This is a genomic window from Streptomyces sp. NPDC012637 (assembly GCF_042954805.1).
In the GTDB taxonomy this organism is placed as follows: Bacteria; Actinomycetota; Actinomycetes; order Streptomycetales; family Streptomycetaceae; genus Streptomyces.
Map to the genome: position 1 here is coordinate 673,425 of NZ_JBIBDS010000002.1, position 23,777 is coordinate 697,201.

General features: G+C 73.4%; 21 protein-coding genes and 1 pseudogene. 11 read left to right on the forward strand and 11 right to left on the reverse strand.

The window, feature by feature from the left end; all coding sequences use genetic code 11:
• Nucleotides 1–42: 42 nt before the first annotated feature.
• A complete protein-coding gene (locus tag ACFY8W_RS11195) occupies nucleotides 43–498 on the reverse strand; it encodes a hypothetical protein (protein ID WP_391103053.1) in 456 nt (151 codons plus the stop codon).
• A 366-nt stretch (nucleotides 499–864) separates the two neighbouring features.
• Between ACFY8W_RS11195 and ACFY8W_RS11200 the strand changes: the two genes are divergently transcribed.
• Complete coding sequence (locus tag ACFY8W_RS11200) at nucleotides 865–1,320, forward strand: SSI family serine proteinase inhibitor (protein WP_391103055.1); 456 nt, start codon at nucleotides 865–867, stop codon at nucleotides 1,318–1,320.
• Between the two features lie 54 nt (nucleotides 1,321–1,374).
• Here the strand turns inward: ACFY8W_RS11200 and ACFY8W_RS11205 are convergent, their stop codons facing one another.
• The 3 genes from ACFY8W_RS11205 to ACFY8W_RS11215 all read right to left on the reverse strand — a co-directional run bounded on the left by ACFY8W_RS11205 (nucleotide 1,375) and on the right by ACFY8W_RS11215 (nucleotide 3,639).
• Entirely contained in the window at nucleotides 1,375–1,701 is a 327-nt protein-coding gene (locus ACFY8W_RS11205) for a hypothetical protein (RefSeq protein WP_391103057.1), read from the reverse strand.
• The gene (locus ACFY8W_RS11210; RefSeq protein ID WP_391103059.1) at nucleotides 1,698–2,123 is read right to left on the reverse strand and encodes a hypothetical protein; all 426 of its coding nucleotides are present in this window, start codon (nucleotides 2,121–2,123) and stop codon (nucleotides 1,698–1,700) included. Before ACFY8W_RS11210 ends, ACFY8W_RS11205 begins: the two co-directional genes overlap by 4 nt.
• Nucleotides 2,124–2,259: 136 nt before the next feature.
• Nucleotides 2,260–3,639, reverse strand: a complete 1,380-nt coding sequence (locus ACFY8W_RS11215) for a GH25 family lysozyme (protein WP_391103061.1) — start codon at nucleotides 3,637–3,639, stop codon at nucleotides 2,260–2,262.
• A gap of 137 nt (nucleotides 3,640–3,776) precedes the next feature.
• Between ACFY8W_RS11215 and ACFY8W_RS11220 the strand changes: the two genes are divergently transcribed.
• A complete protein-coding gene (locus tag ACFY8W_RS11220; RefSeq protein ID WP_391103064.1) occupies nucleotides 3,777–4,946 on the forward strand; it encodes a helix-turn-helix domain-containing protein in 1,170 nt (389 codons plus the stop codon).
• Between the two features lie 60 nt (nucleotides 4,947–5,006).
• Here ACFY8W_RS11220 and ACFY8W_RS11225 read toward each other — a convergent pair whose 3' ends face one another.
• Both ACFY8W_RS11225 and ACFY8W_RS11230 read right to left on the reverse strand, forming a co-directional pair.
• The gene (locus tag ACFY8W_RS11225) at nucleotides 5,007–5,489 is read right to left on the reverse strand and encodes a peptidoglycan-binding protein (protein WP_391103066.1); all 483 of its coding nucleotides are present in this window, start codon (nucleotides 5,487–5,489) and stop codon (nucleotides 5,007–5,009) included.
• A 164-nt stretch (nucleotides 5,490–5,653) separates the two neighbouring features.
• Nucleotides 5,654–6,013 (reverse strand): MerR family transcriptional regulator, encoded by a 360-nt coding sequence (locus ACFY8W_RS11230; RefSeq protein WP_391103068.1) that lies wholly within the window; start codon nucleotides 6,011–6,013, stop codon nucleotides 5,654–5,656.
• An 87-nt stretch (nucleotides 6,014–6,100) separates the two neighbouring features.
• Between ACFY8W_RS11230 and ACFY8W_RS11235 the strand changes: the two are divergent.
• Nucleotides 6,101–7,033 (forward strand): annotated as a pseudogene (locus ACFY8W_RS11235) (NAD(P)-dependent oxidoreductase); the annotation flags it as partial.
• Here ACFY8W_RS11235 and ACFY8W_RS11240 read toward each other — a convergent pair.
• A complete protein-coding gene (locus ACFY8W_RS11240; protein WP_391103070.1) occupies nucleotides 7,023–7,874 on the reverse strand; it encodes an alpha/beta fold hydrolase in 852 nt (283 codons plus the stop codon). The pseudogene ACFY8W_RS11235 and the gene ACFY8W_RS11240 overlap by 11 nt on opposite strands.
• Nucleotides 7,875–8,276: 402 nt before the next feature.
• On the reverse strand, nucleotides 8,277–8,969 hold the full coding sequence (locus tag ACFY8W_RS11245) for a metal-dependent transcriptional regulator (protein ID WP_376633043.1): 693 nt from the start codon (nucleotides 8,967–8,969) through the stop codon (nucleotides 8,277–8,279).
• A gap of 150 nt (nucleotides 8,970–9,119) precedes the next feature.
• Here ACFY8W_RS11245 and ACFY8W_RS11250 point away from each other — a divergent pair, with 150 nt between their 5' ends.
• Entirely contained in the window at nucleotides 9,120–9,875 is a 756-nt protein-coding gene (locus ACFY8W_RS11250) for a sugar isomerase domain-containing protein (RefSeq protein WP_391103076.1), read from the forward strand.
• Between the two features lie 65 nt (nucleotides 9,876–9,940).
• On the opposite strand, the gene ACFY8W_RS11255 is transcribed toward ACFY8W_RS11250, so the two are convergent.
• From ACFY8W_RS11255 to ACFY8W_RS11265, 3 genes are all read right to left on the reverse strand, one after another.
• Complete coding sequence (locus ACFY8W_RS11255; RefSeq protein ID WP_391103078.1) at nucleotides 9,941–13,111, reverse strand: hypothetical protein; 3,171 nt, start codon at nucleotides 13,109–13,111, stop codon at nucleotides 9,941–9,943.
• 161 nt (nucleotides 13,112–13,272) lie between these two features.
• The gene (locus ACFY8W_RS11260) at nucleotides 13,273–14,601 is read right to left on the reverse strand and encodes a PAS domain-containing protein (RefSeq protein ID WP_391103080.1); all 1,329 of its coding nucleotides are present in this window, start codon (nucleotides 14,599–14,601) and stop codon (nucleotides 13,273–13,275) included.
• A gap of 146 nt (nucleotides 14,602–14,747) precedes the next feature.
• On the reverse strand, nucleotides 14,748–15,863 hold the full coding sequence (locus ACFY8W_RS11265; RefSeq protein ID WP_391103083.1) for a LuxR C-terminal-related transcriptional regulator: 1,116 nt from the start codon (nucleotides 15,861–15,863) through the stop codon (nucleotides 14,748–14,750).
• 169 nt (nucleotides 15,864–16,032) lie between these two features.
• Between ACFY8W_RS11265 and ACFY8W_RS11270 the strand changes: the two genes are divergently transcribed.
• The 7 genes from ACFY8W_RS11270 (at nucleotide 16,033) to ACFY8W_RS11300 (ending at nucleotide 23,768) form a co-directional block, all read left to right on the forward strand.
• Nucleotides 16,033–16,761, forward strand: coding sequence for an NAD(P)-binding domain-containing protein (locus ACFY8W_RS11270; protein ID WP_391103086.1), 729 nt, complete (start codon nucleotides 16,033–16,035; stop codon nucleotides 16,759–16,761).
• A gap of 55 nt (nucleotides 16,762–16,816) precedes the next feature.
• Nucleotides 16,817–17,674: a BTAD domain-containing putative transcriptional regulator gene (locus ACFY8W_RS11275; protein ID WP_391103089.1), complete on the forward strand. Its 858-nt coding sequence runs from the start codon at nucleotides 16,817–16,819 to the stop codon at nucleotides 17,672–17,674.
• Nucleotides 17,675–17,866: 192 nt separating this feature from the next.
• On the forward strand, nucleotides 17,867–19,240 hold the full coding sequence (locus ACFY8W_RS11280; protein WP_391103091.1) for an FAD-binding protein: 1,374 nt from the start codon (nucleotides 17,867–17,869) through the stop codon (nucleotides 19,238–19,240).
• A gap of 191 nt (nucleotides 19,241–19,431) precedes the next feature.
• Entirely contained in the window at nucleotides 19,432–20,784 is a 1,353-nt protein-coding gene (locus ACFY8W_RS11285; protein ID WP_391103094.1) for an MFS transporter, read from the forward strand.
• An 86-nt stretch (nucleotides 20,785–20,870) separates the two neighbouring features.
• Nucleotides 20,871–21,950, forward strand: coding sequence for a phenazine biosynthesis protein (locus ACFY8W_RS11290; protein WP_391103096.1), 1,080 nt, complete (start codon nucleotides 20,871–20,873; stop codon nucleotides 21,948–21,950).
• On the forward strand, nucleotides 21,950–23,353 hold the full coding sequence (locus ACFY8W_RS11295) for an aldehyde dehydrogenase family protein (protein ID WP_391103099.1): 1,404 nt from the start codon (nucleotides 21,950–21,952) through the stop codon (nucleotides 23,351–23,353). The genes ACFY8W_RS11290 and ACFY8W_RS11295 overlap by 1 nt, the downstream gene beginning before the upstream one ends.
• A gap of 31 nt (nucleotides 23,354–23,384) precedes the next feature.
• A complete protein-coding gene (locus ACFY8W_RS11300) occupies nucleotides 23,385–23,768 on the forward strand; it encodes a tyrosinase family oxidase copper chaperone (protein WP_391103102.1) in 384 nt (127 codons plus the stop codon).
• Nucleotides 23,769–23,777 lie beyond the last annotated feature (9 nt).

The window sequence follows — 23,777 nt, forward strand, 5'->3', positions numbered from 1 at the left end:
TGCGGGGCCCGGCCCTCGCTGCCTTCTGCTTGCCGCTTGCCGCTAGCGTTCGCGTACGGCGGAGACGGCGGCGACCGCCCAGGCGGTTGCCCAGACCGCGCCGACGAGCAGGGCGGCGACCGCGGTGAGCATGTGGGGAGGGGTGGGCCCCAGTCCGGGGGCCAGACCCGCCGCGCGGGCGCCGAAGCCGATCACTCCCGCCGCCACCATCGCGATGCCCGCCCAGGACACGACGAGCAGCGGCCACCGCACGAGCCGGGGCCGCGGCAGGCGGACGAGCAGCAGCGCGACGACGGCCATCAGCAGGCCGAGGCCGGCGTTGGCCAGTTGGGCCGTCTCGACGTCGGCGACGGCGGCGTAGGCGTCGGCGGGCGCGGGGAAGCCCGGCATGCCCAGCTCGCCCGCCCTAGCGAGGTCCACCTTGCTGACGGTGTAGGCGAGGGCGCCGAGGGAGGCGGCGAGGGCGGCGACGAGGCGGGTTCCACGGGTTCCTGACATGCCCTCATCCTGTGGCCGCCGGGCCCGCCCCGCCTCCTGCGCGAGGACGGAGTCCCTCCCCCGTACGGGGGAGGCTTCTGGTCGACCCGGGCCGGACGTGAGTCCTCCAAGTCACAACCAGTTTCGCGTTCGCGCAGGTCAGCCGGTCGTACGGCATTGAACCGCCGATGGTGGCGGCCGGGCCGGAGAGGCGGCGGGGACGCCGGGAGCCTTGTCCCAGCTGCCCGAACGACCAGTCGGTCGGGCCCTTTCGCGCGCACCGGCCGGAAAGCGACGGACGGATGTGCGATCACCCTCCGCGTCGACAAGACTCCGGTGCGCAGCCGATCGGCTCGCATCCCCGTCACCCCCCGAAGGGATTCCCCCGTGCGTTACTTCCGTGCACTCGGCGCCACCGCGTTCGCCACCGCGACCGGTCTCGCCCTCGTCGGCACCGCGTTCACCGGCACCGGCACCGCCGAGGCCGCACCCGCCTCGCCCGCCGGCCTGTACGCGCCGTCGGCGCTGGTCCTGACGATCGGCCAGGGCGCGCGACCCGCGACCGCCACCGTCGTCCGCGCGGTCACCCTGTCCTGTTCCCCCGCCCCGACGGGCACCCACCCCGCGCCGGAGGCGGCCTGTGCGGAACTCGACGCCGCCGACGGCGACTTCGGCCGCCTCACGGTCTTATCGGGCGACCGCCCCTGCACGCGCGAGTGGAACCCGGTCACGGTCACCGGCGACGGCGTGTGGGAGGGCAAGCGGGTGCGCTGGTCGGCGACCTACGGCAACACCTGCGAGCTCCAGGCGCGTACGGCGGAGGGTGCGGTCTTCGCGTTCTGACCGCGACGACCGACCCGCGACGGCTGATCCCGACGGCTGATCCCCCGACAGCCCTCAGGAGCAGAAGTAGCCGCCGACGGACTTGTCCGCCCCCGCGTGGAGGTCCACCGCCCGGACGAGCCACGCCGTGTGGCAGCCGTGGACCCGCGTGGGCGTGAAGGTGAACGAGAAGCCGTGCGCGTCGCCGTAGCCCGGCTGGGCCGAACCGACGTCCGTGCGGGTCCGGTCGGCCGGGTATGGCCCGTAGGTGTCGCCGTCGCTGTACTGGACGTACACCTGCGTGGAAGCGGCGGTGTCCGGATCCAGCGCCCATCCCCACATGCCGACCGAGCCGCCGTCGCCCCGGTGGCCGTCCAGGTGGCCGAAGGGGTCGTGGTTCACGGAGCCGGAGCATCCGAGGCCGGTGTCCGTGCCGTAGCCGGTGTCGACGGCGGGGCGCAGACCTGACCGGTGGCGGTGGGCACGCTGACGAAACCCGAGAACCGGTCCCCCGACCGGTCGGCGTCCAGGGTCGCGACCCATGTGCCGCCCACGGTGATCTTCACCCGGGTCGCCCCCGTCCCGTCCGGGTCGGAGGCCCACCCGGAGACGTTGACGCCTCCGGGGACGCCGGTCACCGAGGTCAGCGTGCCCTCCGGGTCGTAGTCCACCGGCGGGCCCTCGAGGCCGTCGCCGTCGCACCACTTGGGCGGCGTGGGTCCGTCACAGATGCTCTGCGCGTGCGCGGCCGGGGCGGCGGCGAGCACACCCGCCCCGAGCGCCGGCGCGGCGACCGTGGCCGCCGGTCTCTTACGTGTCGTCATCTCTGGTTTTCTCACCGGGAATTCGGCGCTTCGCGTGAGACCTCAGGCTGGCAGCCCGGCCGCCGGCCGCCCATCCCGGAAATCCGGGGTGTTCGCGTCCGGCCACGTCACCGCACGCGGACAGGGGCGGCTTTCCTCACCGATTGGCGAGGCGGTCCAGGTCGGCCTGCGTGCCGTTGAAGACGTCCGCGGTCACCGGGGCCTTCATGGCGTCGTGGAGCGCCGAGGCGGTGTACTGCCACATCAGCCAGGTCGTCGAGCCGTTCGGCAGCGGCGGCTCGGTGATCGACTGGCGGTAGTCCGCGAGCTGGAGCGCGTAACCGGAGAACGCGGTCGTCGAGCCCATGCAGTCGTCCAGGAACGACTTCTGGGTGTAGATGACCGGCTTCCGGCCGAAGGCCGCCTCGACCTTGTCGAGCCAGGCCCGCACGTCGGCGACCGTGCCGTACACCGGGCAGCGGCCGGTGCCGTCGTCCATGCGCTCCAGGTCGAGGACGGGCGGCAGGTCGCCGGCACGCTGTCCCGTGTAGCCGGTGGTGCGCACGGCTGCGATGAAGCGGTCAGCCTGTTCGGATCCGGTCGGGGCGGTCGCGGCGGTGTAGAAGTGGTAAGGCGCGACCGCGAGGCCCGCCGCCCGGGCCGCCGGCAGATCGGTTGCCAGGTGGGCATCGATGACGTTGAGGCCTCGGGTGGCCCTGATCGTCGCGAACTCGACCCCGGAGGTACGCAGGGCCTTCCAGTCGATCGGTGCGCCACCCGGGTGCTGGTACGCCGAGGTGTCGACACCGTCGACGGGGTAGCCCGCCGGGCGGGGCGGGGTGCAGTACGTGTTCCGGCTCGACCAGTCCACGAGCTTGGTCCAGGTGTTCCGCCCGACGATCCCGTCCGCGCCCAGGTTCGCGCAGAGCTGGAACTGGACGACCCGGTTCTCCGTACCGCCGCCGAAGTCACCGTCGATCACCAGCGGCGGGTAGTGGCCCGGCGACATCGCCAGGTTCAGCCGGCACTGGAGCTCCTTCACCTCGGCGCCGTTCGCGCCGCGCCGCAGGTCGGGCCGGGCGTCGGTGTGGCCGCAGACGGTGGCCTGGGCCGTGCCCGCGGTTCCCCGGGGCGCACAGGGCTTGGGCGCGGCGGACCAGGTGTTCAGGGCCTCCCAGGTCAGAGGGCCGAGCACGCCGTCGTCCGCCAGCCCCGCGCATCGCTGGAAGACGCGCACCCGCTCCTCGGTGGCGAGGCCGAAGGTGCCGTCCGCGGCGATGGGGGTGTACGCGCTCGCCTTCGTCGCCAGGTTGAGCCGGCACTGCGCTTCGCGCGTCGGCAGACCGGTGGCTCCGCGCCGGAGCTCCGGCTGGGCGGTGGTGTGGCCGCAGACCGCGGTCGCGGTCGCGGTCACCGTCTGGGTCAGCGCCTGCTGGGTCTGGGTCTCGGCTGCTGGGAGAGCCGCCGCAGTTCCTAAGGACAGCGTGATCAACACTCCGATGAGGGTCAGTCCTTGGTGGAGCCTGCTTCTTGACATCCGTTGCTCCTGAGACTTGTGATGCAGATGTTCCGGACATTCCGTCGCGACATGCAGAGGGTCGTCAAAGGCGCGACTGGCCCAAGCGGCTCTGGCACATTGAGGTTCCGAAACCGCTTTCCGTTTGAGGGGTCGTCATGAAGCGACAGGGGGAGGCCGAGCGGTTCGCGTCTCGGCTGCGCGCGTTACGGGAGAGGTCCGACTACAGCTACGAGGTCCTCGCACAGAAGACCGGCATCAGCCGTTCCAGCCTGCACCGCTACTGCACGGGCTCGTCCGTGCCGCAGGACTACGGCATCGCCCACCGCATCGCCACGGTCTGCGGCGCGTCGCCCGCCGAGCTGCGCGAGCTGCACCGCCTGTGGGCCCTGGCCGACACGGAACGCGCCGAGTCCGGCGCAGGGGAGGGTTCGAGAGAGACGGAGGAGGTGGAGAGGACACGAGAGACGGGAGAGGTCGGCAAGACGGAAGAGATCGGCGAGACCGGAGAGAAGGACGGGACGGGCAGGACGGACGGGACGGGCAGGACGGACGGGACGGCGCATGTGTCCGAGGCAGCCTCGGGCACCCTTGGGACTCCCGTCTCCGAGCCGTCGTTCCCAGCTGCGCCGACGCCGTCGCCGCGGCACCCCCGTGGCCGTCGACGCGTCGCCGTCACAACCTCGCTCGCCGCCCTCGCACTCGCCCTCTCGACCTGGGGAATCACCGCCCTCTCGTCGCCCGATGGCTCGCCCACCGGGCCGGCCGGGGCGACCCAGGACGGCCGGCTGCTGTTCTCGGAGGCCTGCGGGCCCGTGGTGAGCATGGGCCAGCAGGACGCGTGCGTACGCGAGGTGCAGAGCAGGCTCCGCAGCCGCGGCGCCCGTATCGGCGTGGACAGCTCCTTCGGTCCGGAGACCCTGCGCCGGGTGACGGCGTTCCAGGTGCTCTCGGGCATCACCCCGAACGGTGTCGTCGCCGAACCCACGAAGAAGGCCCTCTACGAGTCGACCACACGCATGGAGACCTGGTCGCAGGAGAAGGTCCGCCAACGCATCCGCGAGGTGTTCACGGAGGTGCCGGACGACGCCGTCTCCATCGCCGACTGCCAGTCCTTCCTGGACCCGCTGCACGTCCTGCCGAACACCAACGGCACCAGGAACTGGGGGCTGTTCCAGATCTCCGACGCCCGTCTGCGCGAACTGGGCGGCACGCCGCGCAAGGCACTGGATCCCGAGTGGAACATCCAGGCCGCCCACACCCTGTGGAGCCGGGACCGCGACTTCCACGACTGGCCGCACTGCGCGCGGGCGCTGAAGCGGAGCTGACGGCACCGGCGAGCGGAGTGCCTCACCGCCGCGTGGCGTCGGTGAGGCACTCCGGTCCGGTCAGTAGCCGCCGTTCACACAGGTGAGGCGGGGAGCCTTGTCGGCGAGCCGCTTGAGCGCGGCCTTCGTCCCGTCTCCGGCGATTCCGTCCACGGCGCCCGTGTAGCCCCAGTGCGCCTTCAGCATGCGCTGCAGCGCCTTGATGGTGTCGGTGCCGGGGATGCCGTCGATGCTGTCGGTGTACGACCAGTGCGCGGCCAGGCACTTCTGGAACGCCTTCCAGCTGTTGGTGCCCAGCTGACCGTCGAGGGCTCCGGTGTACCCCCAGGCCTGCAGCCAGTCCTGGACGCGGCCGGCCTGCGCCCCGCTCAGACCGAAGTTGTACGTCGCGAGGGTGCCGAACTCTCCCGCGCTCACCGCGGCCGGCTGCGAGGCCGGTGCGGACGCCGCGAAGCTGGTGCCCGCGGTCGCCAGCGTCCCCGCCGCCAGCCCGACGACAGCGGTGACGCTGACGATCGACCTCGTCAGAATGCTCGGTCGCATGCGCCTTCTCCTTCGTTCGGTGGTGCTGCTGATGTCGAACGAGGAGGACGCTGGCAGGGCCGGACGACGCCCCGCAAGGAAACCCGTCCCGACGGGACGACGGGATGCCGTCACGCCTCTGACCTGCGATTACCGCCGCCCGCTGGGACGGCGGAGGGACGGGCTCATCGCCTGCGCGCGGTCGTGACGTCGACGTAGTCGCGGAGCGCCGCACGGGAGCGGGCCAGGGTCGCCGCGCGTTCGTCGAGGACGCGCAAGCGGTCCTGGAGGAGGTCGACCGCCTCGGGACAGGAGGGCAGTTCGGGGTCGTCGCCCTTGACGCAGGGCAGCAGGTAGGCGATGTCGTCCGTGTTCAGCCCGGCGTCCAGGAGCTTGCGTATCTGGCGAACGGTCAGGACGGCGCCCTCCGGGTAGTCGCGGTAACCACCGGGGCTGCGGTCCGGGGCCAGGAGGCCCTGGGACTCGTAGTAGCGCAGCTGGTGCGGGCGGACGCCGGTCCGCCTGCTCAGTTCTCCGATCAGCAACTCACTGCCTCCCCGACTCGGCTCTTGACCTTCACAACGGTGTGAAGGCCGAGGCTTCTTCCGACAGCGACCGGTTGGAGGGAGCGGACCATGGACAAGCAGGACGGGCGGGACGGGCAGGACAGGCGCGTGACGGTCATCGGCCTGGGGCTGATGGGGCGGGCGCTGGCCGAGGCGTACCTGCGCGCGGGTTACGAAACGACGGTGTGGAACCGTACCGCCGAGAGGGCCGAGCCGCTGGTCGCCCAGGGCGCGCGGCTCGCCGGCTCGGTGCGGGAGGCGGTGGAGGCCGGACCGCTGGTGGTCGTGTGCGTCACGGACTACCCGGCCGCGCGCGGGCTGTTGGACCCGGCGGCGAAGGGGTTCGCCGGCCGGCTCGTGGTGAACCTGACCTCGGGCACGTCCGCCGACGGCCGCGCGACCGCCGCGTGGGTCTCGGAGCAGGGCGGCACCTATCTGGACGGGGCGATCCTGGACCTCCCGTCGGCCATCGGCACCGCGTCGGCCGTCGTGGTGCACAGCGGACCGGCGGACGCCTTCGCCTCCCACGAGGAGGCGCTGCGGGTCCTGGGCGGCGGCACGACGTACCTCGGCGAGGATCCCGGTCTCGCGGCGCTCTACGACACGGCCGTACTGGGTCTCATGTGGAACGTGCTGAACGGCTTCCTGCACGGCGCGGCGCTCCTCGGCGCGGCGGGGGTGGAGGCGCCGGTGTTCGCGGAGTTCGCGCGGGAGTCGGTCGGCACGATGGCCGGCTGGCTGCCCCGCTTCGGGCGGGACGTCGCCGAAGGCGCGTACCCGGCGGTCGACGCCACCCTGGCGACGCACGTCTCGGCGATGGAGCACCTGGTGCACGAGAGCGAGGCGCTCGGCGTCGGCTCCGAGCTGCCCCGCTTCGTCAAGGAACTCGCCGAGCGGGCGGTGGAGGAGGGACACGGGGGCGAGGGGTACGCGGTGCTGTTCGAGCAGTTCCGCGGGTCCGGCGGGGTGCGCGGGTCCGGCGGGCCCGTCAGGACGTGAGGACGCCGTTCAGGAACGGCGACACGGCCTCCCACCAGGCGTCCGCGTGTTCGTAGTGGAGGAGGTGGCCGGCGTCGGGGATCTCCGCGTAGGCGCCGTGCGGGAGGACACGGACCATCTCCTGGGCCTCGGCGCGGCCCAGTTCGCCGTCGAGGCCGCGGACGACGAGGGTGGGGCAGCGGACCTGGGCGAGGGAGTCCCAGTGGGCGTCGTGGACCCAGGTCTCGCGGGAGGTGAGCATCTGGGCCGGGTCGAAGACCGGGCGCCAGCCGTCGGGCTGTTCGGCCATCACCTCGGCGAAGAAGGCGCCGCGGGCGGGCCGGGGGCGCTCCACCCAGGGGTCGTCCTCGCCGAACCACTGGCGGACGGCGTCGAGCGAGGGGAAGGGGACGGGCCAGCGGCGGAACCAGTCCTGCCACTCGCGCTGGGAGGCCGCGCCGAGGGCGGAGGCGCGCATGTCGCAGATGACGAGGGCGCGGACGAGGTCGGGCCGCTCGGCGGCGAGCTGCCAGGCGGTGAGGGCGCCCATGGAGTGGCCGACGAGGGTGACCGGGCCGAGGCCGAGGCCCTCGACGGCGGCGATCGCGTCCGCCACGTACGCCTCGCGCGTGAAGGGGCCGGTCGTGGGCTTCTCGCTGTGGCCGTGGCCGCGCTGGTCGAGCGCGACGGTGCGGTGGCGCGGGGCGAGCCGGCGGGCGGCGGGCTCCCAGTGGGAGGCACGGCCCATCAGTCCGTGGAGCAGTAAGACGCCGGGGCCGGTCTGTGACGCCGTCCGTTCCGTGAAGTCCCAGGCCGCCAGGCGTACGCCGTCGGCTCCCGTGACGTCGAGTCGTCGCACCATGCTGCTCGGCACCCCCTCTTTCCCGTGGAACTGCGCCAGACTATCGAACCCGTATTCGAAAATGCGCTTCTGCCGCTCAACACCCCACGTTCGAGTGACAGCGCTCAAGGATTGACGGCTGCGGCCGAGGGGAGATCTTCATCGGGAGGCGGGCCGCTCGGGGAAAACGGTCCGAGGGGAATGACCCTGGGAGCTCGGGGCTCCGGGTCAGCACAGGGGAGGACGGACCCCGGCGCCGCAAGGCGCCGGGGTTCCTTGTCGTCCTTCTCGTCCCTGTCACAGGGAGGGCGGCCCTCATCCCACCAGCGTGGCACGGGAGGGGCCGCGGGCGTGGCGATTCCGCCGTAAAACGGGCCCGGAGCGGGTCGGAAGCGGATCCGCAGCGGGTCCCGGAACGGTCCGCTAGCGCTTGGCGACGAAGACGTGCGCCGCGACCTCGCTGTCCAGCTCGGCCGCCTCGCCGCTGCTGCCGACCAGGACACCGCCCGGGGACTCCGTCACGGAGACCACGGAACCGGGCTGCACGCCCGCGCGTCGCAGCGTGTACATCAGCTGGGCGTCCGTCTGGATCGGCTCGCCGATGCGGCGGACGATCACCGTCTTGCCCTCGCCGCCGGCCTCCAGGTCGGCGAGCGAGACCATCGAGTCGTCCAGGAACGACTCCGCCTCGGCCTTCTCACCGAGCTCCTCGAGGCCCGGGATCGGGTTGCCGTACGGCGACTCCGTCGGGTGCCGCAGCAGCTCGAGGACGCGGCGCTCCACGGCCTCGCTCATCACGTGCTCCCAGCGGCAGGCCTCGGCGTGGACCTGCTCCCACTCCAGACCGATCACGTCGACGAGCAGGCACTCGGCCAGCCGGTGCTTGCGCATCACCCGGGTGGCCAGGCGGCGGCCCTCCTCCGTGAGCTCCAGGTGGCGGTCGCTGGCGACGGCCACCAGACCGTCGCGCTCCATGCGGGCCACCGTCTGGCTCACGGTCGGACCGCTCTGGTCCAGCCGCTCGGCGATCCGGGCGCGCATGGGGACCACACCTTCCTCCTCGAGCTCAAGGATGGTGCGGAGATACATCTCCGTGGTGTCGATCAGTCCGGACATACGTGCCCCTCGATGAGTCGTGCGCTGGCCCTGCCCCAATTCTTGCGCATCGGGCCGACAACCGGGGCCCGCCGGGGCGAGGCGGTATTGACAGAGCAATGGTCCAGACCGCACCGTGATCCGCGACCACGAGGAGAAGGAGTCGCCGCCATGGGCGAGAGCAAGCTGGCCGGACAGTTCTTCGACGCCGCCATCGGCCTGCTCCAGAAGGTGCGGGACGAGGACGCGGCGGAGATCGCGGCCGCCGGTGCGGCGATCGCCGGGGCCGTCGCCGACGGCAACCGCCTCTTCGCGTTCGGCGCGGGGCACTCCTCGCTCGCCGCGCAGGACGTGGTCTACCGCGCGGGCGGCCTCGCCCTCATGAACCTGCTGGCCGTCCCCGGTGTCGTCGGCGTCGACGTCATGCCCGCCACCCTCGGCTCCGCCCTGGAGCGGGTCGACGGGCTGGCCGGCGCGGTCCTGGACTCGTCGCCCGCCAAGGCCGGCGACGTCCTGATCATCATTTCCCTCTCCGGGCGCAACGCCCTGCCGGTCGAGATGGCGATGAACGCGCGGGCGCTCGGCCTGACCGTGATCGGCGTGACCTCCGTGGCGTACGCGACGGAGACGAAGTCCCGCCACGTCTCGGGCACCTTCCTGAAGGACCACTGCGACGTCGTCCTCGACTCCCGGATCGCCGTCGGCGACGCCGAACTCACCCACGAGGGCATCGAGGCCCCCTTCGCCCCCGCGTCGACCGTCGTCACCAGCGCGCTGATGCAGGCCACGATGGCCGCGGCGGCCGAGGAGCTGGTCCGCCTGGGCATCGAGCCGCCGCTCCTGCGCTCCGGCAACGTGGACGGCGGCCACGAGTGGAACGGCCGGGTGATGACCGAGTACGGCGACCGGATCTTCTTCCGCCACTGAGTCCGGAAAACGACGTGGGGGCCGCGGCGAGAACTCGCCGCGGCCCCCACGTGATGTGTCAGGTCCTAGGAGACGTAGTAACCGGCGACGTCCGCCAGCAGGTCCACGTCCCCCGCGTGGTTGTAGAAACTCACCTTTCCGTTCACCACGGGCACCACGACCAGGTTGGGGATGGTGGTCCCGGCGGTGAAGTTGAGGTTCGACGCGGACGTGCGGACGGTCCCGTCCGGGTAGACGGAGACGAAGCCCGCGGCCGTCGGCGCGACCGCCGTCACGTTCAGGACGACGGCCGTCACCCCGGAGGCCGGAATGCCGGCCGCGCCCGCCACCTGAAGGGTGACGGTCTTCCCGCCCCCGACCTTCGCCTGGGCCACGCCGGTCCCGGAACGGGTGTCCATCAGGCGGCTGGGGGTCATCGGCCGGTACGCCGATCCCGTCGCGTCCATGGTGAAGTAACCGGCCACGTCGGCGATCAGGTCCACCGTGCCGGCGTGGTTGTAGAAGGTCACCTCGCCGTTCGCCCCGACGGGGACGACCACGAGGTTGGGGATCGTCTGCCCGGCGGTGAAGTTCAGGTTCGACGCGGACGTGCGCGGCCTGTCGGCCGGGTGGACCGAGACGAAGCTCGCGGCCGTGGGCGCCGTCGCCGTCACGTTGAGCACCACGGCCGTGACACCGGTGGCGGGAAGCCCGCCGCTGCCCGACACCTTCAGGGTCACCGACTGCTGGGCCCCGACCTTCGCCCTCGGCACGCCGAGCCCGGCCCGGGTGTCCATCACCCTGGACGGCGTCACGGGCTTGTACGTGGCTCCCGAGCCGTCGGTGACGTAGTAGCCGGCCGCGTCGGCGATCAGGTCGACGGAGCCGGCCCGGTTGTAGAAGTTCACCTTGCCGTTGACCACCGGCACGACCACCAGGTTCGGGATGGTCTGCCCCGCCTTGAAGTTGAGGTTCGAGGCGGAGGTGCGCGCGGTCCCGTCCGGGTACACGGAGACGAAGCCGGCGGCGGTGGGGGCGGTCGCGGTGACGTTGAGGACGACCGCGCTGACGCCGGTGGAGGGAATGCCCTTCCGGCCGGTCACCTGGAGGGTGACCGTGCCGCCCGGACCGACCTTCGCCGGTTCCACGCCGATCCCGGTGCGCGTGTCCATCAGGCGGGTGGGGGTGAGCGGTGCGTAACTACCGAGGCCCGAGACCGGCGGTGTCACGGTGAACGTGCCGATCACGTACTCCATGCCCCCCGAGTAGACGCCCCGCGAGTAGACCCGCACGGACCAGTCGCCCGGGGTGGCGACGCTCAGGCCCACCGTCACCGTCAGGGACCGGCCGTCGGGCGAGACCCCGACCGGTGTGGTGCTCAGCGTGGTCTCGCCCTGCTTCAGCACGACCTTGTCCTTCGTGCTCAGCGCGGTGCCGTGCACGGTGAGCGTCGCGAGCGAGCCGCGCGGGGCGGACGACGGGGAGACGGACGAGAAGGACACCGGATCGACGCCGCAGCGTCGCTTGACGCTCCTGCTGCAGTCGACGTCGGCGCGGTAGGACACCTGGGACGCGTCGGAGGGCAGTCCCAGGACCAGGACGGTCGGGGCGGGCACCGCCGGCGTGGTCCCGTCTCCGGGCTTGCAGTGGTAGCCGCCCGCCTCGCGGGTGCAGGTCTCGTTCAGGCCCGCGTTCCACAGCGTGGCGTCGGCCGTGGTCGCCGTCCCTGCGGGGTCCCGGACCCACAGCCAGAGGTCGTCGTCGGAGGCGGTGGCCAGCGAGACGCAGACGGCGGTGTGCTCCTCGTCCAGGGTCCCGCTGATCGGTCCGTAGCCGTCGCGGAGGTTCAGCGCCTTCGCGCACTCGGGAGCCGGGCCCGACGGGGTGGCGATGCGCAGCGCGTCGAGACGGTAGGAGGTCGCCGAGCTGTGCGGGGCGGTGACGACGGCCTTGTACCGCGTGCCGCCGGTGACGGTGCACCCTTCGGAGGTACAGACGGTCCTCCGGCCGGCCTCGTCGAACACGGCGAGGTCTCCCCCTCCATAGGACCGGTAGTCGAGGTACAGCACGTCCCCGGCGTCCTCGGTGGTCACCTGGTGGCAGGTGACCGTGCCCGAGATGCCCAGGGCGCCGCCCTTCGAAGGACCACCGACGGGTACCGCCGGCTGCTCCGCGCAGCCCGCGACCGTGCCGGTCAGGTCGCGGCGTACGACCGAGAACCCGTCCCTCGGCTCGGTGCGGACGAGCACGGTGTGGGCCGCCCCCGGCGCGAGCGCGCAGGTGGAGTCGCAGACCCGCACGCCCTTCGCGTCCAGGACCGAGTGCTCGGCCCAGGAGTATCTGGTGGGATGGCCCTGGTTCGGGCCCGTACTGACCCACTCGCCGTCGAGGGCCTCGGTCCGGACGAACTCGGTCCTCGGCCGGTCGTCGGCGGGAATCGTGAAGCAGTACGCGAAGACGTCCGCCGCGCCCGGGACCGAGGCCCTGGCACTCGACGGCGTGAAGTCACCGGCCGGGACGACCGGGCAGTCGTTGGGCACGTCCGTGCGATAGAGGGCCAGACGGTACTCGCCGACCGGCGCGTAGTCGGAGCCGGTGGAGACCAGCGCCCGATGCGGGGCGGGACCCGTCAGCTCGCACGTGCGGTCGGCCAGACCGCCCGCCGCACAGATCCTCGTGCCGGTTCCGTCCACGACCTCGACCATGTCGTCGGACCCGCGCGGCGTGAGGGCCTCCACGTGCGCCCCTTCGGGCAACGACAGCGTCAGGCAGTCGATGGCACCGGCCGCCTCGATCGCGCCGTTGAGGGCGCCGGGCGCCGCCGGGACACAGCCCTGCTGCGAGGACCGGTCGAGGATCAGTGCCGGGTCGCCGGTGGCCACCCGGTAGGTGTCGCCGGCCGTCAGCCGGCACACGCCCTCGGTGGCGGCGCAGACGGCCGCGCCTGCCGCGTCGTACACCGCGAGGCGGACGCGCCGGCCCTCCGGCTGCTCGACGCCGAACACGTCGTACGGGCCGGTGGTCGGCGCGGTGAACGCCTTGCAGTTCGCGGCCGACGCGGCGGCCGTCGGCGCGGAGCCGTAGTCGTTCACGGGCACGGTCACGCAGTCCGTGAGGTCCGGAACGTCCGCCGCCCGTGCCACTCCCGCCGTCCCGACCGGCAGGATCGGGAGCAGCAGGGACAGCACGAGCGTGAGCGTGGCGAGCAGGGCGGTGTACGGCGCGGATCTCGGCGCCGTAACCGGCGGTTGTTGCATTCCCGGTCCCCCCAGGAGCGGTGTCGTCGCGAGCGTCGTCGCGGAGTTCGCCGCATGATCGCACAGGCGTCCGACGCCGCTCGCGGCGGATGCGGTCCGCCGCGGTCCGCTTCCGCTCGCGGCGGTCCGCTTCCGTCCGCCGCGGTCCGCCTCCGCCCGTTTCAGTTCGCCAGGTCCAGCGCCGCCGCCACCCGGGCCGCGACCGTCTCCGCGTAGACCGCGTCGTCGCGCTCGAAGGCGGGGCGGGAGGGGCTGCGGAGGAAGGTGGTGATGCCGAGGGTGCGGGCGCGGGAGCGGAGCGGGACGCAGAGGGCGTGGGAGGTGTCGGAGGGCCAGAGGCGGTCGGTGGACCAGCGGGGCGCGTCCGGGGCCGCGCTGGCGCGGGTGGGACCCTGACGGCCGAGGGCCTGGAGGGCGGGGTGGGCGGCGGGGTAGCGCAGCGGGATGCCGCCGGTGGTGACGGGTGCGACCGGGCCGGGGGCGCCGGCCGGGGTGGCGAGGGCGCGGACGAGGCCGCCGTCGGCGGTGGCCCGGTCGACGAGGACGTGGTCGGCGAAGCCGGCCAGGGCGAAGTCGAGGAGGACCGCCGCGGCCCGCACCGGGTCCTCGCACTCGGCCGCGGCGGCGCTCGCCCGGTGCAGCTGGCTCCAGCGGAACCGCAGCCGGTCGGCGTCCTGTTCGGCGAGGCGGGCGTCGGTGACGTCCTGGAAGAGCCAGCCGACGCCGAGCGGCACGGGTTCGGGTCCCTCGGCGAACGGCGTGGCGAGGCGCACGAATCCGCACCGCAAGCAGCGCCGGCGTTCGCCGCGGGCGCCGCGCAGGGTCAGCCACACGTCGGCGGGTTCGGCCGGTGGGCCGACGGCGAGGACGTGCTGGAGGGCCGCTTCCAGCTCCTCGACGCCCGGGCCGACGACGTCGCCGAGCGGGCGGCCGAGGAGCGAGCCGCGGGCGACGCCGAGGGCGCGGGCCGCGTGGCCGTTGACGACCGCCGGGCGCAGGTCGACGTCGACGAGGACCACGCCCCACGCGGCGTCCGCGAACAGGGCCTCGCTCAGGGCGATCGAGCGCTCCAGGTCGATCTGGACGTGCACCTCTCCGAAGGCCAGGTAGACGCCCGCCGGCCGGCCGTCGGCGCCGCGCACGCCCGCCGTCTGCGTACGGACGAGGACCCGGCCGCCGTCCTTGCGCAGCAGCGCGAACTCGTGGACCTGGCGGCCCGGCGCGGTCATCGACCGCAGCAGCCCGGCCAGGATGTCCTCGGCGTCGGCGCTGCGGGCGGCCCAGCCGTCGAAGCCGCGCCGCCCGACGGCCTCGCGGGCGCTCCAGCCGAGGATCCGCTCGGCCTCCCTGTTCCAGTGGGTGACGGTCCCGGTGGCGTCGAGCGCGCACAGCGCCGCGTCCATCCCGTCGAGCAGTGCGGCGAGCAGATCGGCCCCGGGAACCCCGGGAACCCTCGCCGTGTCGGCCGTGTCACTCGCAGAGCCACTCATCCGGGCACCCCCCGGCATCATTCAACTCGAACGTGACCCAGGACACACCCCTTTCGCGGAAACCGATACACGGTGGAAACGAGGTGACGGGACGACGAGGCGGTGGGGTGGCGGAGGCTGTGGGGTGGCGGAGGCGGCGACGGCGGTCAGTCGTGGACCCGGACGATGCCGCGCTCCGCGAACGGCGCGTAGTACTCCGTGAAGAGCCTGCCGACCAGTTCGCCGCGGCTGGACACGCCGACCTTCTCGAAGATGCCTTTGATGTAGTCGCGCACGGTGTGCGGCGAGAGGTGGAGCTGCTCGGCGATCTTCCCGGTCGGCAGCCCGCGAGCGATGCACTGGGTCACCTCGGTCTCCCGCTCGGTCAGTTCGAAGGCGTCGACGATCAGCGGCACGATCTCGGAGGTCTTGGCCGGTTCGATCACCACCGCCGACGGGCCGAGCCGGCCGTCGGACTCGCGCAGGCAGGAGGCGTGGCACACCAGCCAGTGGCCGCCCCGGGTGCGCACCCGTACGCGCGCGTGGCCGCGGTCGCGGTCCTGGGAGATGGCGCGGGCCTTGAGGGCGGTGGCCTGGACCCAGGCGGGCACGCGCAGTCCGGCGCTGGAGACGGCCGGGCCCTCGGGCAGGTCGGCGAGGTGGGCGCGGGCGTCGTCGTTGGCGGAGAGCAGCGCGCCGGAGGCGTCGAAGAGGAGCAGGCCGGGGCCGTGGGGCGAGTCCGGCAGGGGCTGCGGCGCGGTGCCGGCGAAGGAGCGGAGCTTACGGGCGAGCGGCGTCACCAGGCTCTCCACCAGCCGGGTCTCGGCGGGGCCGAACGCCGGGCGGCCGTGGGCCCGGAACAGGCTGATGTGGCCGTGCGGGCGGCCGCCGACGCGCAGCACGGCCCGCAACTCGTCCTGGAAGCCACGGGGTTTCATGAAGGAGTGGTAGAGGCTGCTGCGGGCCGGCAGGTCGCCGGTGGCCTCGCGCAGGCCCGCCACCGGCACCTTGGCCTGGGCGAGGTCGCGGAACAGGTTGACGTTCTCCGTGAAGAGCTCGGTCTCCCAGTAGACGGCGCAGCCGTGCTCGTCGAGGTTCTCGGCGCGGATCGGGGCGGCCATCATGCCGGTCTCCGGGTCGGTGACGCGCCAGACGGCGGCGTCGTACGGGACGAGCCGGCGCACGTGGTGCGACGCCTCGGCGAACATGCCGAGGGCGTCGCCGCTCCTGGCCGCCCGCGCGAGGAGTTCCGCGCGGCCGATCTCGGTCCGCTCATTGGTCATCCATCGATCGTGACAGCCGGCGGGCGGAGCGCCAACCCCTCACTTGAGGGGTTCCGGCCAACGGATCGGTCACCGGATCGACAATGGCGGAATTCCGCCCGGATCCCGGATCATTTGACGGACAAATGACGGGCTCAGGACCCGCACCGCAACCCCCTCGAATAGGGGGATGAAACGGAGCGCGCACTCCCGGAGAATTCGCCGGAACACATTCCGGCGGCATCCGGCTTCAGAAGGAACGCGTATGAAGGTGGGCATCATCGGGGCCGGCGCGATGGGCAGGGCGATGGCCCGGCGTGCCGCGCTCGCCGGAGCGGACGTCCTCCTCGCCGACCCCAGCACCGTCCTGGCCCGGCGGGTCGCCCGCGAGGCGACGGCCGGATCGCCCGGGACCGTCGCCGCCGCCACGGCCCGGTCGGCCCTCCGGCCGGGCCTGGTGATCCTCGCCCTCGACCGGGCCGAGACCCTCGCCTTCCTGCGTTCCCAGCGGCGCCCGCTCACCGGGAAGGTGCTCGTGGAGGTGACCGCGCCCCGCCCCTGGCCGTACGGGACCGAGGGGCCGTGCGGCACCGAGGGGCCGTGCGGCACCGGGATGGGCGACCTGACCGCCGCCGCACCGGGTGCCTCGTGGGTGCGGGCGTGCGCCGCCGGGGACGCCGAGTCGATCTACCGGGGACTCATCGACGGACATCCCGTGGACGTCTTCGTCGCCGCCGACGACGAACCGGCCAAGATCCGGGTGATCGAACTCGCCAACCGGTCCGGCCTCCGCGCACTCGACGCCGGACGGCTCGACCGCGCGCGGATCCTCGACGAATTGACATCTCTGGGTAGAGAAATCAGCCATCGGCTGGCAGCCCCGGAAGGCTGGGGAATAAAGTTGCTGCCCAGTTGGTGAGCGGACGACCAGACCATCGCCCAATTCACCGGCATCCGATCTTGGGGGAAGATCCATGACCAGAGAACCGGCTACATTTCTCGCCCTCGGAGCCCTTGTCGTGCACGGCGCGCGCGGCGAGGTGAAGCTCAGCGGAAACCGTCAGCGCATTCTGCTGACGATGCTCTTACTGGAGTGCAACCGGGTGGTCGCCGTCGACCGCCTGATCCGGGCCATCTGGGGCGACTCGCCACCGGCGACCGCCCGCAGCCAGATCCGCATCTGCGTCTCCTCGCTGCGCCGCCAGTTCGACGCCGGGGACGTCGCCGCGACCATCGAGACCCACAAGACCGGCTACCGGCTGCGCACCCCGGACGCCGGCGTCGACCTGCACCGCTTCGGACAGCTGATATCCCGCGCCAGAGCGGGGGCGGCCGAACAGCCCGACCTCGACCTGGCGTTGCTCTACCGAGAGGCCCTCGCCCTGTGGCGGGGGCCTCTCGGCGAAGGGCTCGGCAGCCCGCTGCTCGACACGGTGGCGCTCAAGTACCACGAGGACTACCACTCCGCGCTGGAGGACTGCTACGAGCTGGAGCTGCGGCTCGGCTACCACCGCAGGGTCCTCGGCGAACTCACCCACCACGTCTCCGAGCACCCGTTCCGGGAGACCCTCATCGCCCAGCTGATGATCGCCCTCTACCGGTCGGGGCGCACCGCGGACGCCCTCGCGCTGTTCCGCGACACCCACCGCCGCTTCCGCGACGAGCTGGGCATCGTGCCCGGCGAACGGCTCCAGTCGATCGAGAGCCTGATCCTCGGCGCCACCGACAAGCACGTCGTGCAGCATCCCTGCCCCGACGAGGCCCTGCTCTTCGGGGCCGGGGCCGCCGCCCGGGCCGCGGCCCGGACCACCTCGCCGGCGACCCGCCGCTGACCGGTCCTCCCCCTCAGCTGAGGGGGGAGACCGGCGCGGAGTCCCTCCTCCGCAGGGGATGGAGCGGGCCCGCCGTGACGGCAAGACTCGGCTGCGTTCCCAGGCACCGGCACCGGCACCGGCACCGGCCCCCACACCGGCCGAGGCACGCCGAGGGCCGACCGCGCCGTACGCAGCAGAGAGGGGCCGTCCATGGCTCGCCAGCCGCAGCACTCCGTCATCCCGGACAGCGCCGTGGACCGGCTCGTCGCCGAGGTGAAGGGCGAGGTCTTCCTCCCGGACGACCCGGGTTACGAGGCCGAGCTCGACGGCTTCAACCGGATCGGCCGGCACCACCCGGCTCTCGTCGTCGGCGCCGTGACCGCCGAGGACGTCGCCGCCGCCGTCCGCCTCGGCACCGGACTCGGGCTGCCCGTCGGCGTCCAGGCCACCGGACACGGCATCGCGGCGCCCGCCGGCGACGCCGTCCTCGTCACCACCCACCGGATGAACGCCGTCGCCGTCGACCCGATCGCGCGGATCGCCCGCGCCGAGGCCGGCGCCCGCTGGCACCAGGTCATCGCCACGGCCGCCTACCACGGCCTCGCTCCGCTCAACGGCTCGTCGCACCTCGTCGGCGTCGTCGGCTACACCCTGGGCGGCGGACTCGGCCCGCTCGGCCGGCTGTACGGGTACGCCGCCGACCACGTCACCCGCGTCCACCTCGTCACCGCCGACGGACGGCACCGCACCGTCACCCGCGACTCGGACCCCGAACTGTTCTGGGCGCTGCGCGGCGGCAAGGGCAACTTCGGCATCGTCACCGCCCTCGAGTTCGGCCTCGTCCCCGTCGCCCGGCTGTACGGCGGCGGGCTCTACTTCCCCGGTACCGAGGCCGCCGCCGTGCTCGACACCTGGCGGACGTGGACCGCCGGGCTGCCCGAGACCCTGACGTCCTCCGTCGCGCTGCTCCGGCTGCCCGGGCTCCACCAGGTGCCCGGCCACCCGGCCGGCGAGCTCGCCGTACACGTCAGGATCGCGTTCACCGGCACCCGGGAAGACGGCGAGGAGCTGCTGCGGCCGCTGCGCGCGGCGGGGACGCTGCTCGCCGACACCGTCGCCGAGATGCCGTACAGCGCGGTCGCCGAGATCCACCAGGACCCGACCGAGCCGCTGCCGTACCACGAACGCAACATCGTGCTCCGCGAGTTCGACGAGGGCGCGCTCGCCGCGCTGCTCGCCGCCGCCGGACCGGACAGCGGCTGCACGGACCCCATGGTGGAGGTACGGCACCTGGGCGGGGCCCTGTCCCGGCCGCCCGCCGTCCCCAACGCGGTGGGCCGCGACGGGGCGTTCACCCTGTCCACGCTGTCCCTGCCCGGCTCGTCCGATGCCGTGCTCGGCCCGCTCTCCGGCTGGTCCACCGGGCGCCGCTACCTCAACTTCCTCGCCGGGGCCGACACGGCGCGGTCCGCCGAGGACTGCTTCGACCGGGCGACCTTCGCCCGGCTGCTCCAGGTCAAGAAGCGCCACGACCCGCACAACGTCTTCCGCCTCGGCCACGCCCTGCTGCCCGAACCCTCCTGACGCCCAAGGCCGCGACGACGCCCCCGCCTCGACCGGCCCCCGCCCACTCCCGCGCCACCTCCCCCGGCTCCGGGCGGGCCCGGCTCCTCCCCCGGCCGGGCCCGCCCGGGGGCTCCTTCCCCGCCCGGGGGCCCGGACCACTCCCCGCAGTGCTCTCCCTGTCGACCCGCCGTCTCCGTAGGAGGAGACCCATGACCACCGACCAGGCCGTGTCCACCGTCCCCGGGCAGCCGACCACCGTCCTCAGCGCCCGGTCCGCCGGGCTGCGCTACGGCGCCCTGTTCGGGCCCGCCGTCTTCGGCGTCACCGCCGCCGGAGTCGCCCTGCCCGACGTCGCCAGGGCCCTGAACGCCACGCCGGCCACCGCCGCCTGGGTGCTCACCGCCCACGCCCTCGCCCTCGGCGTCGGCACCGCGCTCTTCGGGCGGCTCGCCGACGCCAAGGGCGTGCGGACCTCGCTGCTCGTCGGCTCGCTCGTGCTCGCCGTCGGCACCGTCGTCTGCCTGCTCGCCCCGAACATCGGCGTCCTCGTCGGCGGCCGCTTCGTGCTCGCCGCCGGATCCGGCGCCATGACCTCCGGCGCCCTCGCCCTGTCCGCGTCCGCTCCCCCGGCCGACCGGCCCAAGGTGCTCGGCGGTTTCGGCGCCACCATGGCCGTGTTCTCCGCCAGCGCCACCCTCGCCGGCGGTGTCCTCACCCAGTGGGTGACCTGGCGGATCGCGCTCGTCCTGCCCGCGCTGTCGCTGCTCGCCGTGCCGCTGTGCCTGCGCGCCGCCGCGGCCCGGGCCGGCAGCGGCCGCCGCCTCGACCTGCCCGGCGCGGTGCTCCTGACCGTCGCCGCAATGTCCTTCCTGCTGCTCATCCAGTCGTACGCGCTCGGCCTCGCCGCCCCGCTCGTGATCGGGCTCGCCGTCGCGCTCGTGGTGTCCCTCGCCGGCCTGGTCGGGCGGGTGCGCACCGTGGAGGGCTCGTTCGTGCCGCGCCGGCTGGTCGCCGACCGCGTCTTCCTGCGCGCCTCGCTCACCGGCGTCGGCGCCTACGCGGGTCTCTTCGCCGCCATGTACCTGGTGCCGCAGATCCTCGTCGGCGGGCACGGCTGGAGCGTCCTCGCCGTCGGCACGTGGCTGCTGCCCGGCGCGGCCGTCGGCGCCGTCCTGTCCCGCTTCGCCGGCAAGTTCGCGGGCGGCAGGGCCGGTTCGGTGATGCTCGGCGTGATCGCGCTCGCCATGGCCGTCGTGCTGGCCCTGTCGGCCGCCGTCACCAACCCGACGCCGTTGCTCGTCGGCGCCTCGCTCGGCTTCGCCGCGTTCGCGGTCACCCAGGTCATCACCACCGCACTGATGTCCGCGCACGTCGAACCCGCCCTGCGCGGCGGTGCGATGGGCCTGCTCAACCTCACGTTCTTCGTCGGCGGCGGCGTCGGCAGCGCCACCGCCGGCGCGCTCGTGAAGTCCATGGAGCTGACCACCGTGCTCGCCGTCGTCGCGGTCTTCCCGCTGGTCGCGGCGGCGGCCGCGCTCACGCTCCGCGCCGGCAAGGACTGAAACGCCATCAATACACCCGCGATAGGCGCCGACCGAAGGATGGGTCCGTCGGCGCCTCTTCGCGTTGAAGGAGACCAGTACCCGCCATGACCGACTCCCCGACGACCCCGGGACACACCGCGCCCACCGCATTCGACCTTCACATACGGAAGTCGATGGCCTGGCACTTCGGTGCCGACACCGGCTCCCCCTTCTGGCTCGCCAAGCGCGACGTCCTCGGCTTCGACCCGCTCACCGACGTCCGCGGCCTTGCCGACCTCACCCGGTTCCCCGACGTCAGCGCCGAACTGCGCACCGTACCCGTGGGCGACCTGATCCCCCGGGGCCTGAAGGACCGCGTGTTCCGCGTGTACGACTCCGGCGGCACCACCGGCCCGCCCAAGCGGATCGTCGACAGCGCCGCCCGCGCCGAACTCCTCGTCTGGGCCCGCGACCGGCTCCTCGCGAGCGGCGTGCCCGCCGAGGGCGACTGGCTCCACCTCGGCCCCAGCGGCCCGCACGTCATCGGCTACGACGTGTCCCGCTACGCGGCCCTCTCCGGCGCCCTCTTCCACACCGTCGACCTCGACCCGCGCTGGGTGAAACGTCTCCTCGCCGACGGCCGCGAGGACGAGGCCGAGCGCTACGTCCAGCACCTGCTCGACCAGGCCGAGACCGTCCTCGCCAGCCAGAAGGTCGCCGTCCTCAGCTCCACCCCGCCGCTCCTGGAGGCCGTCTGCGCCCGGCCCCGCCTCTACGAGCTGGTGCGCGAGCAGGTCCGGGCCGTCATCTGGGCCGGCACCTCGATCAGCGCCGAGAGCCTGCGCATGCTCGACCGCGAGTTCTTCCCCGACGCGGCCGTCGTCGGTGTCTACGGCAACAGCCTCATGGGCGTCGCCCCGCAGCGCCCGGCCGTCGACGGCGACCGCCACCCGTGCGTCTTCGAGCCGTACCCGGCCACCACACGCCTGGAACTCGTCGACGACGAGGGCCGCCCCGTCGCCTACGGCGAGCGCGGCCGCGTCCGGCTGCACCTGGTCGCCGAGGAGATGTTCCTGCCCAACGTCCTGGAACGGGACAGCGCGGTCCGGGTCCCGGCCCGCCCCGGCTCCCCCGTGGACGGCCTCGCCGACGTCCAGACCTACCGCGCCGTCGGCGACGTGCGCGTCATCGAGGGGGTCTACTGATGAGGGACCCACGGGAGCCGGACGCCCCGCCGATCGGCGTCGACCCGCTCGTCTGCGGGCGGCACGTCACCAGCGCCGACCGCGTCCGGGTGCCCGACGTGCGCGGCGGCGACCTCGCCGACGTCGGCGCCGCCCCGCGGCTCATGGCGCTCGCCGCGCTGCGCGAGCTGCGCGAGCACGCCGACGGCGTCCCGCCCGGGCAGGAGCTCTTCGACGAGGCGGCCGGGCTCTTCGAGGAGGCCGAGCTCGAGGGCGAGTCGCCCGAGGAGTACGCGGCGCGCGTCTCGTACGCCACCGGGCTCACCGCGGCCGCCGTGGCCCAGTCCGTCCGCGACCTCGTCGACGAGCTGCGCGAACTGACCCGGACGACCGCCGCCGAGCTGCCCGGGACGGGCTTCGGCTCCGACTCCGGCATCGGCTTCGCCACCCGCTGGGTGCCCCGCGGCCGGGTCTTCGCCGCCGTCATGGCCAGCAACCACCCCACGCCCAACGTCACCTGGGCGCAGGCCCTCTTCCACGGCTACAGCGTCGCCGTGAAGCCGGGCAGCCGCGACCCGTTCACCCCGCTGCGGCTCACCCGGGCGCTGCTCGCCGCCGGACTGCCGCCGGGCAAGCTGGCGTACCTGCCCGCCTCCCACCAGACCGGCGAGTTCCTGCTCAAGGAGGCCGACCGCGGCATCGTCTACGGCGGCGACAGCGCCGTACGCCGCTGGCAGGGCGACGAGACCGTCGCCGTACGCGGCCCCGGCCGCACCAAGGCGCTCCTGGACCGCGACGCGGACGAGGCGATCACCGCGCACCTCGCCCTCTCGGCGTCCTTCGACGGCGGCACCCGCTGCACCAACCTGTCGGCGGTGCTCACCACCCGCCCGGTGGCCGAGGTCGCCGACGCGCTCGCCCGGCGGCTCGCCACGCTGCCGAGCGTGCCCGTCACCACCGCCACCGCCACCCTCCTGGCCGCCGACCGGGAGCGGGCCGAGCGGATCCGCCGCCAGGTCGACGAACTGCGCGGGGCTCCCGGAGTGACCGACCACAGCGCCCGGCACGATCCGGCCGGCACGGAGACCGCCGTCGCCCTCGCCGACGGCTCCCACCTGCTGCGGCCGCTGGTGCTGTCCGTCGACGAGGTCCACCATCCGGCCGTCGGCACCGAGCTGCCCTTCCCGTTCGTGGTCGTCGCCCCCTGGACGCCCGCCGACGGCGTGGCACCGCTGCGCGAGTCGCTCGTCCTCAACCTGCTCACGGACGACGAGGAACTGGTCGACGCCGCCGTGCGCGAGCCGAGCGTCCGCAAGATCACGCGCGGTGCCGTCCTGCCCTGGACGGCGGTGCCGGGCATCCCGCACGACGACAACTACACGCAGTTCCTGCTCGAACCCAAGGGCGTCGTGGCCGTGGCCTGACGCCCCGCCCCTCCCGAGGAAGGAATCCCCCGTGTCCATCAAGCGACGCGACATGGTCAAACTGACCGCGGGCGCGGCCCTCGCCGCCTCCGCGGCCGCGGTCCCGTTCGCCACCGGTGCCGTCGGATCGGACGACACCGCCCCCGCGGCGGCCGACGGCGACCACACCGAGACGTACCAGGGCCGCACCATCCGGGTCGCGTCCGCCGCGGCCGGCGGCGGCGTGTTCATCGACGGGCGCCCGCTGCACCTCATGAAGTTCGCCGACGACGCCTACCTCAGCTCGCTGTGCCACTACGAGATGGCCCCGAGCCCGCTGCACGCCGCCCGTCGCGCCGTCGAGGAGCTCCGCGGCGCCCAGCTGCTCCCGACCGCCCACGGCGCCCACGTCATGGACGCCACGACGCCCGCCTGAAAGGCAGCT